Origin of the sequence: Enterococcus sp. 4G2_DIV0659, assembly GCF_002140715.2 — a bacterium.
GTDB classification, from domain to species: Bacteria; Bacillota; Bacilli; order Lactobacillales; family Enterococcaceae; genus Enterococcus_L; species Enterococcus_L mansonii.
Window position 1 is genome coordinate 3,079,012 of sequence record NZ_NGLE02000001.1, and the last position, 15,519, is coordinate 3,094,530.

The following is a 15,519-nucleotide window of genomic DNA, read 5'->3' on the forward strand; positions in this document are numbered from 1 at the left end:
GAAATGGCTTTAAACATAGTAATCATGGCAGCATTATGTGCGGTTACAACGATTATGGCGAATACGAAAATTGCTGTTTTTAACGATGCTCTAAGACCGATCGTTTTAGAGTACCGTGAAAAGCGGGTCACAAAATCAGCATTAGGAACTACGGCACTGGCTTTTGGAATCGGGTATATAGTTGGGTTTATTCCACAGTCTATTGCGTCCAGCGTAATTATCATTCATGTTGTTTTATTAGGAACAGATATTATTGGTAGCTATTTGCCAGATAATAAAAAATATTCTATCTGGATAGCTGGAGCAGCTGGCGGAGTTTATGGCGTTGTAATGGGGGCGGGTCTAGGAACAATTCAAAAAGTGTTTGAAATTCTTCCTTATAATTTCTTAGATAGTCTCGGTCAAGTCTCATCCGTTGTTTTAGTAGCATTTGCTGTTTTCCCAGCCTTAGTTGTAGCCCTTCAATATGGTTGGAAAAAAGGAATGATCACTTTTTCAGCAACAGTATTGGCTCAAGTGGTAACGACACAATTTGGTTCGTTTAATTTAGCCAATGGTAATACGATCGTTATTAATGCAAATGCGATTGCGTTGCTTGTTGGGATGATTTTTATGATCAGTTATGCGATGAATGATAAAAGAGAAAGAACAGATTCTCAGGCACAATTGGCAAATATCTTTGCGGAACGAGTAAAACAAATTAAGAAGTATTGGTACTTATTTGCCTTATCTGGCGCATTGATTGCTTTGGCGGCTTCGATGTCAATTGTAACGGAATCTGCACTCTCAGCTCCATTATACCAAGAAGGTCAATTTAATTCAGCTGCTTTGACCGAATTAGCACGAGTTGTTGGATTTATTCCATTAGTTGTAACGACTGGAATTGCTACAGGAACTTATTCACCAGCTGGCATCAAGATGGTTTTTGTGATTGGCTCAATCGGTGCGGCGATGGGACAACCGCTTTTAGCCTTTGTGGCAGGCGGAATTTGGATGTCGATCGAAGTGTTACTCTTAACGAAATTCTCAGTGTTGCTAGATCGATTCCCAGGAATGCGTGATGCTGGTGATAATATTCGAACAGCGATCACAAAAGTCTTGGAAATCGCTTTGCTCGTTGGTGGTGTGATCGCAGCAACAGCCATTGCTCCTGCTTGGGGTGGTTTATTCGTTGTTGGCCTTTACGTATTAAACGGCACATTCAAAAAGAAAATGGTCGATCTTGCAATTGGACCAGTAGGTGCCTTATTGGTCGGTGTGATTTCAAATATTTTAGTATTACTTAATTTAATGACACCACCAGGACTTTAAAAAATTTAGGAGACGACAACGAAATGAGCTTAGTAGATGGAATCACTTATATGCATGAACATACGACAATTGATTTGTCTCGTATAAAAAATATCGACGATACAAACCTAAACTGTTTTGAGGAAACAATCATAGAATTTAAAGAACTTTATGATAAAGGCGTTCGTAATATTGTGGACGTTACAAATTTAGATATGAAGAGAAATCCATTATATGTCCAAAAAGTGGCAGAAGCATCAGGTATCAATATTGTGCAAGCAACGGGCTTTTACACTGAAAAATTTTTACCTACTATTGTTACGGAATGGTCAGTTGCAGACTTAGGGAAATTAATGATCAAGGAAATCCAAAGTGGTATCGCAGATACAACTATTAAAGCTGAGATCATTGGTGAAATTGGTTCAAGTAAAGATGGTTGGACGGTAAATGAGAAAAAAGTTTTCGATGCATCTGTGATTGCCCATAAGGAAACGGGTGTGCCAATTACCACCCACACAACCCTTGGCACAAACGGTCATGAACAAGTTCAGTTTTTTAAAGAAAATAATGTTGATTTAGCATCTGTTGTGATTGGACATGTTGATTTAAGTGGTAATCTTGAGTACATTTTAAACATGTTAGACCAAGGTGTCTATGTAGAATTTGATACAATAGGAAAAGAGAACTATCAACCAGATGCCCTCCGTGTATCGATGTTAAAAGAAATTGAAAAAAGAGGCTTGGCAGATCAGGTCTTTTTATCAATGGACATTACCCGAAAATCAACTATGAAATTTAAAAATGGCATTGGTTATTCGTATTTACTGGATACGTTTGTACCAATGATGAAAGAAGCTGGAATTTCGAGTAACACAGTTGAAAAAATGCTGATTCATAATCCTTTGAATTTCTTTGAACAAGGAGTGAAATGAACATGAAAACGTTTCCTTTAGAAACGATGAATCTAGAAGAAGCAATGAAGAAACAATTTCAAATTGTCGATTGTATTACGAGAAATTTTGAAGGTTCAGAAATCTTAACACGTGGCGATTTAGGCGTCGTGCCAGGTTATAATCAACCCATCACTACGAATAAAGTAGAGAGTGTGTTGAAAGAGTTATTTACGGCAGAGGCAGCAATGTTAGTGCGTGGTGCGGGTACAATGGCGATTCGTCTGTCATTACATGCGGCAAGTAAAAAATATGGAAAAACAGTACTCGTTCACGATGCACCTGTCTATCCCACGACGCAAACATCGATTGAGATGCTTGGGTTGAATACAGTTGCGGCTGATTTTAACCAACCAGAAGCAATTAAAACTGCGCTTGCTGAAAATGATATCCAATTGGCAATCGTTCAATTTACAAGACAAAAGCCTGATGATGCTTACCAACCAGAAGCTGTTATTCAACAAATAAAAAAACAAAATAAAGATATTGTGATCATCACAGATGATAATTATTCTACCTTGAAAGTACCAAAAATCGGCGTAGAATGCGGTGCAGATCTCTCTTGTTTTTCGACGTTTAAATTATTAGGACCAGAAGGTGTCGGCTGTATTGTAGGAGATGCCCAATTGATCAAAGCGTTACGCAAAGAGAACTATTCTGGAGGATTGCAGGTACAAGGGTTTGAAGCAATAGCAGTATTGCAAGGGTTGATATATGCACCGGTAGCTTTAGCGATTTCATCTCAAGTTTCTGAGGAAGTAGAAACGCGCTTAAATTCTGGTGAAATTAAAGGCGTAAAGCAAGCCTTTATCGCTAATGCTCAGTCTAAAGTGATCATTGTAGAGTTTGACCAACCGATAGCAACGGAAATACTGAAACAAGCAGAAAAACGAGGAGCAGCTCCTAATCCAGTAGGTGCTGAATCAAAATATGAATTTGTCCCGATGTTTTATCGACTTTCAGGAACCTTTAGAGCAGCATCTCCAGAAAGTACTAAAACGATGATTCGGATCAATCCGATGAGAGCAGGTGCAGATACGATCATTAGAATTATAAAAGAGTCAATAGAAGGGAATTAAAGCCAATGCAAGAGGAATTTCTAAATAAAACGGGAAAAGCAATTCAACAACTATCAGGTGAGTTGATTTTACTAGCTGAAGGTAGCCGTATGCCTGTGATTTCAGAGTTTCAAGAAAAATATGGGATGTCACGTGGAACGGTTCAGAATGCTTTGAATTACTTGAAAGATGAAAAAATAATCCATACAGTAAGTCAAGGACGTCAAGGGACGATTTTGACCACGATCGACTACCAACGATTACAAAAAATTGTGATCGAAGGACCGATTCGTGGAACGATGCCTTTGCCATATTCTAAGACTTATGAAGGCTTTGCGACCGGTTTATATGAAGTATTTCAACGTGCAGAAATTCCTTTAAGCATGGCTTATGTAAGAGGGTCTAAAGATCGAATGGATTTGACGAGTGAAAAAACCATGCATTTTTCAATTGTATCAAAACTAGCTGCGCTACAAGCAATAGCGGAAGAGAACAAGTTAGAAATTTTTAAAGACTTTGGACCTCGCAGTTATTTGTCTAATCATGTAATGATCTTTTCAAATCCAAAAAGTTCAAAAATTGAAAATCATATGCGCGTAGGAATTGATCATAATTCTTACGATCAACAGATTTTAACGGAGAATGCGACTGCTGGTAAAAAAGTTGAATTTATCGAAGTGCCAAGTCATCAATTGATTTATTCACTGGAACAAGGACTGATCGATGTAGGAATTTGGAATTACGATGAAATCAAAGATCGAAAATTAGATCATTTAAACTATCAGTTTCTTGAAGGTAGTGTCGAAGATGATTTATCCAGTACAGCAGTTTGTGTAGTCCATAAAGACAATCTGCTATTAAAAAAAATCTTAATGAGTGTGATCGATGAAACAAAAATTTTATCTGTTCAAAAGCAAGTCATAGAAGGTAAAATGATCCCTCATTACTAAAAGGACGATTTAAATGATTGGAAAAAAACTAGAAATCTTAAAAGAGTCAAACGTGATAGATGAAGAAACAGAACAGTTCGTTTTGGCAGTGAATAACTATTTACTTGAACAAAAAGTCATCAATAACGAAGAGCATCTTGATATGTTTTTAACACATATCGCTATGGCAGATGCAAGGCAGAAAAAGAATGAGCCTGTAATCGGAATGGATGAGCTGATTTTATCTGAGATTCAGAATGATGAGAAATTAGCAGAATCGAAAGCATTATGGCAAGAACTATCTCGCTATTGTGCGACAACCTTTAGCCAAGAGGAACTGTGGTTTATTTATATGCACATTATTAATCTATTGAAGAAAGAGCAGTAAGGGGGGGATTCATTTGTTTCTACCGATGATGAAACAAGAAAATCCTGCCTTGATAGACGCAGGAATTTATTTACACCAAACTGGACAAATTCTTCCCGATACTTACATTTTAGACTTAGATACAATTCGTATGAATAGTGCAGTGATGCTAGAGAGTGCAAAGAAAATCGGCATCGAACTGTTTTTTATGCTAAAACAAATTGGTCGAAATCCGTTGATTGCAAAAGAATTAATGGCTATGGGCTATCGTGGTGCTGTGGTAGTCGACTTTAAAGAAGCGTTGACCATGATGGAAAATCAAATTCCATTATGTAATGTTGGGCACTTAGTGCAAATACCAGATCAGCTCGTAGAAAACATTATGGTTTACGGTGCGGAATATATCACTGTTTTTTCCCTTGAAAAATTAGAGCAGATCAATGCAGTAGCTCAAAAATTAGGCATCAAGCAAAAGGTTTTGCTAAAAGTTGTTGCAGATGATGATCAACTATACGAAGGGCAGTTTGGCGGATTTTTATTAAAAGATCTTGCTGAAACAAGTAAGGTTTTTCATGAATTCGGTGCTATTGAATTTAGTGGTATTACTTCTTTTCCTTGTTTTTTATTCGACGAGACATACACCACATTATCACAAACAAAAAATGTAGAAACAATCGAAAAAGCTCGAGCTATTATGCGTCAGGCAGGTTTTGCAGTACCTGAGCTGAATGTTCCTTCTGCATCATGTAGCGAAACATTTCCATTTATTAAAGAAATTGGCGGAACACAAGCGGAACCAGGGCATGCGCTGACTGGAACGACGCCATTGCATGCTTATAAAGCACAGCCAGAAAAACCAGCTTTGGTTTATGTAAGTGAAATATCCCATAATTTTAAAGGAAAAGCCTATTTTTATGGTGGTGGCTACTATCGAAGAGGTCATTTGAATTCAGTACTAATCGATGAAGCAAACACTCGCACAGAGGATCAGGTTGAATCATTTTCAGATGAAAGTATTGATTATTATCTTTCTACCTCAGCGGAACATCATGTTGGGGCAAGCGTGATTGCTGCTTTTCGTACCCAAATATTTGTTACGAGAAGCAATGTGGCTATTGTAAAAGGAATTAGTGAAGGCAAACCAGAGATAGTCGGGATTTTTGATAGTCAAGGAAGAAGGATTTAAAAAATGAGTCGATTTATTATTAATGTTTTAGACAGTTTTGGCGTAGGAGCAATGAGGGATGTGCCGCTTGTCAGACCAGCAGATAATGGTTCAAACACAGCGAAGCATATTATAGAAAACGTTCCGACAATTGCGATCCCTACATTGGAAACCCTTGGATTGATGAATATTCTAGAATTTGAAACAGAAGAACTCAAATTCTCACCAAAAGCAAATTACGGAAAAGCGAATTTAACTCATCATGGTGCTGATTCATTTTTAGGCCATCAGGAGATTTCTGGAACGACACCAAAAGAACCATTAAATCAGGCGTTCAATGAAGTGATCGATGAAGTTTTCGAGCATTTGAAAGCCAAAGGGTATCAGGTTCGCTATGTAGGAGAAATAGATGAGCCTAAGATTCTGGTTGTAAATGAAGTGGCTACAATTGGTGATAACTTAGAAACGGATTTAGGTCAAGTTTTTAATGTTTCAGCAGCTCTGGATGATAGTTCATTTGAAGATGTGACAGTTTTAGGAAAAGCTGTCCGAGAAGTGGTCAAAGTATCTAGAGTGATTACATTTGGCGGACATGGCATCCATTTGGCTGATTTATTAGCTGCTAGAACCGTGATTGGAAAATTTGCTGGAGTGGATGCACCAAAATCAGGTGTTTATAATAATGATTATCATGTCATTCACCTCGGATATGGGATTGATCCTAACGTCCAAATTCCTACGATATTAGATCAAGCAGGAATTCCAGTAGCCTTATTTGGCAAAGCGGCGGATATTATTCAAACTTCCAGTGAAAAGCTGTTTCCTGGTGTAGATACAGAAGAACTATACGATAAACTGATTTCAGAAGTGAAAGCAAATGACAATGGGTTATTCTTCATTAATATCCAAGAAACAGATTTGGCTGGACATGCAGAAGATGTTGAAAGGTATGCGGATCGCTTAGAAATCAGTGATAAGAAACTAGCAGAATTACTTCCTCTTTTAAATCAAGGAGACCTGCTAATCGTAATGGCTGACCATGGGAATGACCCAACAATTGGTCATAGCCAACATACACGAGAACTTGTGCCCTTGTTGGTTTATAGTCCTGGTATTGAAGGAAAAGTGATCGGTGAAAGAGAAACGATGGCAGATGTAGCAGCTACGGCAGCGGAATTTTTTGAAGTAAAGAATCCGCAAAACGGCCAATCATTTCTTCATAACTTAATCCGTTAATTTTTTATATTGCTGAGTGATGTTCTGAATCAGGACTCACTCAGCTTTTTAATATCATTTCCGGCAAGCTGAGGAGAAAAATAGAGAATCAAAAAAAACGAATTGCTTTGTTTCAAAGAGTCTAATACAATTAATGTGACGAATGGATTGATTATCCTATTCAAATGCCTAAAGGGCTAACAACTAACGAAAGTCAGAAAAAAATTGGAAGTAGGTGATCCAATCATGAAATCAAACAAAGATAAAGATTCTTTATTTATCGAGGAGCGAAAGTCCTTTTCGCCTGCAATAACTGGGAGTAGCTTGCCTCAGGAAATTGCTACGCGTATTGCTCTTTATCCAGAAAATAAACGGAGACCCGTTAATAAAACAATAGTCAAAAATGACTATTTCCAATTAATCTACAATATGAAAGAAAACTCGCTAAATATATCCTCCAGAGGCGATCTGGTCTACTCTGCAATCCCTTATGATACAGCTAGGAACTATATCCAACGTGCAGCGATTCAATATTTACTTCATCCAGAAGCTACTCATCAATACATCGAGTCGCACAAAACGAATTTAGAAACCTATCTTAAACTAAGTATTTTTCAAGTAACAAACAAACGAGTCAATAAGAATTCTTCTAAAGTGATCCAAGCGTATGATGCAATATTTAAAGATCCACTATTTGAGATTCAAATTCTAGGACGTTTATTACAACACGATGAAACTGGAGCACTTTCAGCTAATCTTGCAGGGAAGTTTTTATTCAGTGAAAATGTAAAAACAGGAATATCCGGCTATATTTCAGAATACCTTAAGTTTGTTGTTCAGTTGACGCAAGCCTTACCTCTAATGACAGATGGAAAAAATATCAGATTATTAGAATCAGTCATGCCAAATAGTGCGATTTCGGCTAATCATTTAACCTTCGAATCTGATATTACTTCGGCGTTAAGTTTGCTCCCTCAAGAAGTCAAAGAAACAATAGAAAATTCAATCATTATAGGGAGCCAAACTATACCTGCAAACAATAAATTACTTTTACGATCAGAATTTGGAAAAGAACTGTCTGAGGTTAGGCAAAACTACGTTGCTCATAGTGTTGATCCAAGGGAACTGGAACAGTATTTTGAAAATGTCCTTCCAGCAGAGAATGCCAATTTAGTAAATGTTATTTCAGATATTCATACGAAAAATGGAACACTTCCATTTATGAATAAAAACTTCAATATCTTAGTTGGAGACATTTCGGATTCTCATGTAGTGAACAAAGAAATCAACGGACTTTATGTGATAGGAAATCATGAATTAGTAGATATATTGCCGAATAATCCAATTAAAGATGATCCACAGTGGGATCCATGGAGACAGTTTTTCAAAAATGAGTGGTTTAAAGAGCTTATGAGAAACCCAGATGATACTTGGTACAAGTTACCTATAGGAGATCATATCTACTATGAATGTGTAAAAGCCGAACTCGAAAAACGTTTTCCAAAAATGAATGTGTTAAATAATAATAGCGTGATTCATAACGGCATCCGTTATATTGGACTGACAATCCCTGTTGTATTAGTGAAACGGAAAAAAGCACAACAAAAATTTATTTTTAAAGTATTAAAACGATTGTTGAACCAAGAGTATGATATACCTACTGTGATTGTTTCACATGCTCCTTTATTTAACGAACTGAGTATGCTTTCATCAGAAAGTACGGCTTATAGTAAAGGATATAATTGCTCAGAACCGAAAATCGAAGCATTATTTAAGGAATATAAAATAATCGGTGCTATTCATGGTCATCATCATATACCAGCATCTTCAGGACGATACAAAATGGTAACATTTTCAGGGAAAGAGCTTTTTGTTGTTTGCTCGATATACTCTAAAATGAATACAGGATTTGAACTAATCGGTTTACTAAATAGTAAGAAGTAGTAATAAGACAAAAATTTTAATTAGGTATTTAATCATTTAACTAGTTTTTTACAAAATTATGAAAATAGATACACTAAAATACTATAGATCTTATAGGAGATTATATGAACACAAGTGATTGGTTAGTAACATTGAAACCTTTATTGGAAAATAAAATAATTTGGTTAGCATTTGGTATTATAGCTTTAAGCTATCTACACAAAATCATTTCATTTTTCATCGAAAGAAACAAAAATTATGAATTAAAAGATATTGATTTAATGACAGGTGAAAAATTTGAACATTACTTTGCTAATTTATTAAGAAAATCAGATTATAAAAAAGTAAAAGTGACGCAATATCAAGGAGATCAAGGAATTGATGTTTTGGCGCAAAAAGAAAATCAAAAGATAGGCTATCAGTGTAAAAGATATAAGAAAAATGTTGGGAATAAAGCTGTTCAAGAAGCACATGCTGGAAAAAGCTATTATGACTTAGCGGAGGTTTACGTGGTTACCAACAGCTATTTCACCAAGTCTGCAAAAGAATTAGCCCATAAAACCGGTGTTTATTTAATTGACCGAGATGGACTTTATAAAATGATAAAAAAGGATGTGCCAAATTAATTGATCTGGATAAGGCAATAGTTTAAGTAGTACATCTTCTTAATAAAGGAGCAGATTAATCTTACTTAACCACTATGATGAAAACATGTGGGGATTAAGTATTACTATTCTAAGTAAACAAATTTACCTCAACTTACCAACAAAAAATCAACTAACCCATAAAAAACTTCTCAAATGAATTAGCAGTTAGCTTTTTTATTGTACATGAATGTGTTAAAATAGTTTGGTATATCACAAAAAAATAAAACTATTTGTTTTACATAGATAGGTGAGAATAATAAATGAAAAAAATCGTAATCAATGGTAATCGTCCATTATCAGGAGAAGTAGTTATCAGTGGCGCAAAAAATAGTGCAGTAGCGTTAATTCCAGCAGCAATTTTAGCTGATTCACCAGTAACATTAGATGGTGTACCTGATATTCAAGATGTTCATTCACTAATAGAAATTTTAGAAATTATGGGTGCTAAAACAACATTTGAAAATAATACATTAGTTATTGATCCAACGGAAATCGTTTCGGTTCCTATGCCAAAAGGGAAAATTAACAGTCTACGTGCCTCTTATTATTTTATGGGCTCGTTATTAGGAAAATTTGGAGAAGGCGTTGTTGGTTTGCCAGGTGGTTGTTACTTAGGACCTCGTCCAATCGATCTACACATCAAAGGGTTTGAAGCGCTTGGTGCAAAAGTAACAAACGAACATGGCGCAATGTACCTAAGAACAACTGATGGACTTCACGGCACAAGAATTTTTATGGATATGGTTTCTATCGGAGCGACAATCAATGTGATGCTGGCAGCTGTCAAAGCAAAAGGCAAAACAATTATTGAAAATGCTGCTCGTGAACCAGAAATTATTGATGTAGCGACCTTATTGAATAATATGGGGGCAAATATCCGTGGTGCTGGAACAGATATTATTCGAATTGAAGGCGTTGAGAAACTACATGGTTGTCGTCATTCGATTATTCCAGACCGAATTGAAGCGGGTACGTATTTAGCCTTGGCAGCCGCTGTGGGTGAAGGCGTAAAAGTTCGTAATGTGATTTATGAGCATCTAGAAAGTTTCATTGCAAAACTACAGGAAATGGGTGTGAAGATGACGATCGAAGAAGACACGATCGAAGTACATCCATCTCATGATTTAAAAATGACAACGATCAAAACGTATCCTTATCCAGGCTTTGCCACGGATCTTCAACAACCTCTTACTCCTTTAATGCTGAAAGCAAAAGGAACAGGTGAGGTAATCGATAGTATCTATACCCAACGTACAAAACATATTCCAGAACTTGTTCGAATGGGAGCAGATGCTTCAATTGAAGGAAATATGATCATAATCAATGGTCCAACAGAATTACATGGTGCAGAAGTTGTTGCTTCAGATCTTCGAGCGGGTGCTTGTTTAGTGACTGCTGGATTGATGGCAAAAGGAACAACAACGATTTATAATGTTGAGTACATCTTACGTGGCTATGACCACATCATTGAAAAATTAACAGCACTAGGTGCAGATATTAAAATGATTGAAACAGAAGAAGAAATCGAGGTGGCTAAATGAGCGACTATTTAACGATGGCGGAGCTTGAAAATAGTACATTAAAAGATATCTATGCGTACGCAAAAGAATTCAAGATCCCTTACTATAGTCAGATGAATAAAAAAGAACTTTCTTTAGCTGTTATCAGAGCACAAGCAGAGAAACAAGGATTCTTCTTCATGGAAGGGATTTTGGATATTGTCTCTCAAGATGGCTATGGTTTTTTACGACCAATAAATTATGGACCAAGTGCAGAAGATATTTATATTTCCTCTTCACAAATTCGCCGATTTGGTTTACGAAATGGAGATAAGGTTGCAGGAAAGGCTCGTCCACCGAAAGAGTCAGAACGTTATTATGGGCTAATGCATGTTGAAAGTGTTAATGGAAAAGATCCAGAAGAAGCAAAAGAGCGTCCGCACTTCCCTGCGTTAACACCTCTTTACCCCGAAAAACAAATTAAACTAGAAACCACTTCAGGCCGATTATCTACTCGTATGATTGATATCTTTTCTCCTGTTGGTTTTGGACAACGTGGCTTGATTGTTGCCCCACCAAAAGCAGGTAAAACAAGTGTACTAAAAGAAATAGCCAACGGAATCACTGAAAATCATCCAGAGGTAGAATTGATTTTACTTTTGATTGATGAGCGACCAGAAGAAGTGACCGATCTAGAACGTAGTGTTAAAGGAGATGTTGTTTCTTCAACCTTTGACCAACAACCGCAAAATCATACGCGTGTGTCTGAACTCGTTTTAGAGCGTGCGATGCGTCTTGTTGAAGACAAACGCGATGTGGTTATTTTGATGGATAGTATCACGCGTTTAGCCAGAGCTTATAATTTAGTTGTCCCACCAAGTGGACGGACATTAAGCGGAGGGATTGATCCTTCATCTTTTTACCGACCTAAACGCTTCTTTGGAGCAGCTAGAAATATTGAAGAAGGTGGTAGCCTAACGATTCTAGCTACTGCATTAGTAGATACTGGAAGCCGAATGGATGACGTTATCTATGAAGAATTTAAGGGAACAGGAAATATGGAACTTCACTTATCTCGCGATTTGGCTGAACGTCGTATTTTCCCTGCAATTGATATCAAAAAATCTGGAACGCGTAAAGAAGATTTACTGATGTCACCAGAACAACTAGAAGAAATCTGGAAATTACGTAATCACATGACCGGAGATTCTCTAGAATATACAGAGCAATTTGTTAAATTTTTACGTAAAACAAAAAACAACCAAAAATTCTTTGAAGATTTCCATGACGTCTCATTTGGCAGACAAGCGAAAAGAAATATAAAAAGATAATTGCATCGATAAAAGAATCATGCTATTATAGTAGTGTTGTATACCGACAAAATAACTCTGATGCAGCAAATGGATCAGGGCAAAGGAGCGAAAAGACTATGAAACAAGATATCCATCCAGAATATCACCCAGTCGTATTTATGGACTCAACAACTGGTTTTAAATTCTTGTCAGGTTCTACTAAACACTCTGACGAAACAGTTGAATGGGAAGACGGAAACACTTATCCTGTAATCCGTGTCGAAGTTACATCTGACTCACATCCATTTTACACTGGACGTCAAAAATTCACACAAGCGGACGGACGTGTGGACCGTTTCAACAAAAAATACGGTCTCAAAGATGCAAACGCAAATCCAGAAGACTAATTCAAACAGAAATGTTTATAAGACCCAGCTCATTGATGAGTTGGGTCTTATTTTGTGAAAGTATACTAAAGTGCACACTGACAGGATTTTTGTATTATGGAACAAAAATGAGTTAAAATAAAATGGAAGCCAAAAAATAAGTCAAACAATGATAAAATAAGTGTAATGCAGAAATTGGAAAGGGATGAAACGATTGAAACTTAGCAAAAAAAATTTCGGAGAGACAGCAGTTTTGTATTCGCTTACGAACGATGCAGACGTTACGATGACGGTGACTGATTTAGGAGCCAGGATTGTTGATTTAATCGTGCCAGTGGATGGTAAAAGTCGTAACATCGTATTGGGATTTGATTCCGCAAAAGAGTATCTTGATAAAGATATGTATTTTGGTGCAACGATTGGCCGTGTTGCTGGTAGAATCAAGAATGGTTCATTTGCAATTGACACTCAAAATTACCAATTACCCGTTGATCCTAAAAATGGGCATACATTGCATGGTGGTTTAGATAGTTTTGAAGCGAAAATGTGGGCTTCTGAAACAAAGGAAACAGATAACAGTCTTTCGGTTATATTCACTTATACCAGTCCTGATGGAGAAAATGGTTTTCCGGGTGAAGTCAAGGCAACGGTTACTTATACTCTAACCAATGATAATGAGTGGATTATTGATTACTATGCCGATACAGATAAACCAACCTTGTATAATCCGACAAATCATGTTTATTTTAATTTGTCTGGTGATGTGACTCAATCTGTTGACCAGCATGAGTTGTTTGTTGATGCGGATCGAATTGCTGTCGTGGATAGTGATACAACTGTTACTGGTGAATTGCGCTCAGTTATAGACACACCCTTTGATTTTAGAAACTCAGGGAAGATGAACCAAGTATTTCAAACGACCTATGAGCAAAACCAATTAGTTAATGGATTGGATCACCCATTTATGTTAAATCATGTTGGATTTGAAAAACCTCAAGCGATTATTACAGCGCCAGAAAAAGATCTTTCTGTTGAGATGTATACTGACCGTCCAGCGGTTGTGATTTTTACAGCACAGTTTGGCGAAGAAGGACCAGAACTTAGAGGCAATAAGTTAGTCAATCATGGTGGGATTACTTTAGAGACTCAAGTCAGTCCCGGTGCGGTGGAATTTGAAGGTTTTGGGGATATAGTGTTATATCCAAAAACACCTTATCAAAGCCGAACAATATATAAGATAAAAGAGGTTCAGTAAAAAAGTCATTAACCTAAAAAAACAATCAGGGAAGGAAAAATCCTGATTGTTTTTTATTGTCCCAGTACTTAACCTATTTTAATCGATTATCGTACATCAATTGAATCTGAATACCGAATGGATCTTCAACGATACCATAAGCAGCACTAAAAACATTGTTATTTAATGGAAGAATAATTTTTACTCGATCATCTGATGTTAAGTTAGAATAAAACGTTTCAATTTCAGCTTGGTCGGCACTTTGGATGCATAATGAAAAATTATTGCCTATATTAAATTTTTCGTCAGTCATAGTCTCTTCTGCTATCATCAGCTTCGTTTTTCCTATTTGTAATACAGAATGAGAAATAAAGTGTTTGTTTTCTTCTGTCAAAATTAAATTTGCATCTCTTTGAGCCATTTCTTCATAAGTAACGACCAAAAGCTCTTCGGCATCTAAATGCTTTTTATAAAAGGTCAAAGCTTCTCCTGCACGTCCATTCATTGATAAAAATATAGCAATTTCTAAAGTCATACTTATTTCCTCATTTCTTTTCTTTTATTTTCATATTTAGTATACTGCTTAAAGGTATCAAAATATGACACTTTTGGAGAGGTTTAATGAAAAAAGCTGAACGTATAAACGATATGATTCTTTATTTAGCAGATAAAAAGAGTTTTAATTTAAAAGAGTTAATGAAAAGATATGCCATATCAAAAAGTACAGCGTTAAGGGATGTGATATCGCTTGAAGAAATAGGGTTACCCCTTTATTCAGAGCTTGGAAGATATGGTAAATATAAAATACTAGATACTAGTATAGCGGTGTCTAATCTATTTACAGAAGGCGAGATATATGCTCTTTATTTTGCGTTATTGACACTTAATGTGTATCAATCAAGTCCCTTTAATATGGAAACTAGCACGCTGGAATTAAAATTTAGCAAAGCGTTACCTGAGAAAGTGAAAAATGACCTTTTATTAATGAACAAAATTATTACACTGGAACAAACGAATCATAGTAATGTCAGTCATTATTTAAAAGAAATTGTTCAAGGAACCATTCAAGAAAAGGTGTATAAGCTTACTTACCTTAAAAATCAGGAAAAAGTTTCAATAATTGCTCAGTTTATAGAAATTTCTTCCAAGTTTGGACAATGGTATGCAAAAATTTGGAACTTAGAAGTGCAAGAAATGAGAGTCATTCGTTGTGATAAAATTGATTTTCTTGTTGAAGAAAAGGCGTATCCATCATTAGCGCTTAAAGAATTATTAAAACGAGCAGAAGAATTTTATCAAAAGGAAAAATTAATTCCATTTACAGTCACCGTTGATGAAAGAGGCAAAGACATTTTTACAAAAGAAAGTTATCCATCGATGAAAATTGAAAAGCAAAAGGATTTTTATGTGATCAAGGGTTATTATCACAAAGGTGAAAAAGAATTTATAACGAATTACCTGCTACTATTCGGGAAATCAATCCTGACATTAGAACCAGGACAACTAAAAAAGGCTGTTTTAAAAAAAGCTGAAGCTGTTATGGAGTGTTTTAAACAGTTGTGAA

Annotated in this window: 15 protein-coding genes; 14 read left to right on the top strand and 1 reads right to left on the bottom strand. The window is 36.2% G+C overall.

Going from position 1 to position 15,519, the window contains the following annotated elements; all coding sequences use genetic code 11:
* Positions 1 to 3: 3 nt before the first annotated feature.
* The 13 genes from A5880_RS14430 to A5880_RS14490 all read left to right on the top strand — a co-directional run bounded on the left by A5880_RS14430 (position 4) and on the right by A5880_RS14490 (position 13,976).
* On the top strand, positions 4 to 1,311 hold the full coding sequence (locus A5880_RS14430) for a YhfT family protein (protein WP_086329733.1): 1,308 nt from the start codon (positions 4 to 6) through the stop codon (positions 1,309 to 1,311).
* A 23-nt stretch (positions 1,312 to 1,334) separates the two neighbouring features.
* The gene (locus A5880_RS14435) at positions 1,335 to 2,222 is read left to right on the top strand and encodes a phosphotriesterase family protein (protein ID WP_086329735.1); all 888 of its coding nucleotides are present in this window, start codon (positions 1,335 to 1,337) and stop codon (positions 2,220 to 2,222) included.
* 2 nt (positions 2,223 to 2,224) lie between these two features.
* Positions 2,225 to 3,319, top strand: coding sequence for an aminotransferase class V-fold PLP-dependent enzyme (locus tag A5880_RS14440; RefSeq protein WP_086329737.1), 1,095 nt, complete (start codon positions 2,225 to 2,227; stop codon positions 3,317 to 3,319).
* A 5-nt stretch (positions 3,320 to 3,324) separates the two neighbouring features.
* Positions 3,325 to 4,248: a GntR family transcriptional regulator YhfZ gene (gene yhfZ / locus A5880_RS14445; protein ID WP_086329738.1), complete on the top strand. Its 924-nt coding sequence runs from the start codon at positions 3,325 to 3,327 to the stop codon at positions 4,246 to 4,248.
* Between the two features lie 13 nt (positions 4,249 to 4,261).
* Positions 4,262 to 4,615, top strand: coding sequence for a PRD domain-containing protein (locus tag A5880_RS14450; RefSeq protein WP_086329740.1), 354 nt, complete (start codon positions 4,262 to 4,264; stop codon positions 4,613 to 4,615).
* A gap of 13 nt (positions 4,616 to 4,628) precedes the next feature.
* Complete coding sequence (locus tag A5880_RS14455) at positions 4,629 to 5,780, top strand: YhfX family PLP-dependent enzyme (protein WP_086329742.1); 1,152 nt, start codon at positions 4,629 to 4,631, stop codon at positions 5,778 to 5,780.
* A 3-nt stretch (positions 5,781 to 5,783) separates the two neighbouring features.
* On the top strand, positions 5,784 to 6,995 hold the full coding sequence (locus A5880_RS14460; RefSeq protein ID WP_086329744.1) for a phosphopentomutase: 1,212 nt from the start codon (positions 5,784 to 5,786) through the stop codon (positions 6,993 to 6,995).
* A gap of 225 nt (positions 6,996 to 7,220) precedes the next feature.
* Positions 7,221 to 8,918, top strand: a complete 1,698-nt coding sequence (locus A5880_RS14465; protein WP_086329745.1) for a metallophosphoesterase — start codon at positions 7,221 to 7,223, stop codon at positions 8,916 to 8,918.
* A gap of 104 nt (positions 8,919 to 9,022) precedes the next feature.
* A complete protein-coding gene (locus A5880_RS14470; protein WP_086329746.1) occupies positions 9,023 to 9,523 on the top strand; it encodes a restriction endonuclease in 501 nt (166 codons plus the stop codon).
* 281 nt (positions 9,524 to 9,804) lie between these two features.
* Positions 9,805 to 11,085, top strand: a complete 1,281-nt coding sequence (locus A5880_RS14475) for a UDP-N-acetylglucosamine 1-carboxyvinyltransferase (protein WP_086329747.1) — start codon at positions 9,805 to 9,807, stop codon at positions 11,083 to 11,085.
* Positions 11,082 to 12,374: a transcription termination factor Rho gene (rho, locus tag A5880_RS14480; protein WP_086329749.1), complete on the top strand. Its 1,293-nt coding sequence runs from the start codon at positions 11,082 to 11,084 to the stop codon at positions 12,372 to 12,374. The genes A5880_RS14475 and rho overlap by 4 nt, the downstream gene beginning before the upstream one ends.
* A gap of 98 nt (positions 12,375 to 12,472) precedes the next feature.
* Positions 12,473 to 12,742, top strand: a complete 270-nt coding sequence (locus A5880_RS14485; RefSeq protein WP_086329750.1) for a type B 50S ribosomal protein L31 — start codon at positions 12,473 to 12,475, stop codon at positions 12,740 to 12,742.
* A gap of 184 nt (positions 12,743 to 12,926) precedes the next feature.
* The gene (locus A5880_RS14490) at positions 12,927 to 13,976 is read left to right on the top strand and encodes an aldose epimerase family protein (RefSeq protein WP_179190361.1); all 1,050 of its coding nucleotides are present in this window, start codon (positions 12,927 to 12,929) and stop codon (positions 13,974 to 13,976) included.
* Positions 13,977 to 14,049: 73 nt separating this feature from the next.
* Here A5880_RS14490 and A5880_RS14495 read toward each other — a convergent pair whose 3' ends face one another.
* Positions 14,050 to 14,490, bottom strand: a complete 441-nt coding sequence (locus tag A5880_RS14495) for a VOC family protein (RefSeq protein WP_218776209.1) — start codon at positions 14,488 to 14,490, stop codon at positions 14,050 to 14,052.
* A gap of 86 nt (positions 14,491 to 14,576) precedes the next feature.
* On the opposite strand from A5880_RS14495, the gene A5880_RS14500 reads away from it, so the two are divergent.
* Positions 14,577 to 15,518: a helix-turn-helix transcriptional regulator gene (locus A5880_RS14500; protein ID WP_086329753.1), complete on the top strand. Its 942-nt coding sequence runs from the start codon at positions 14,577 to 14,579 to the stop codon at positions 15,516 to 15,518.
* Position 15,519 lies beyond the last annotated feature (1 nt).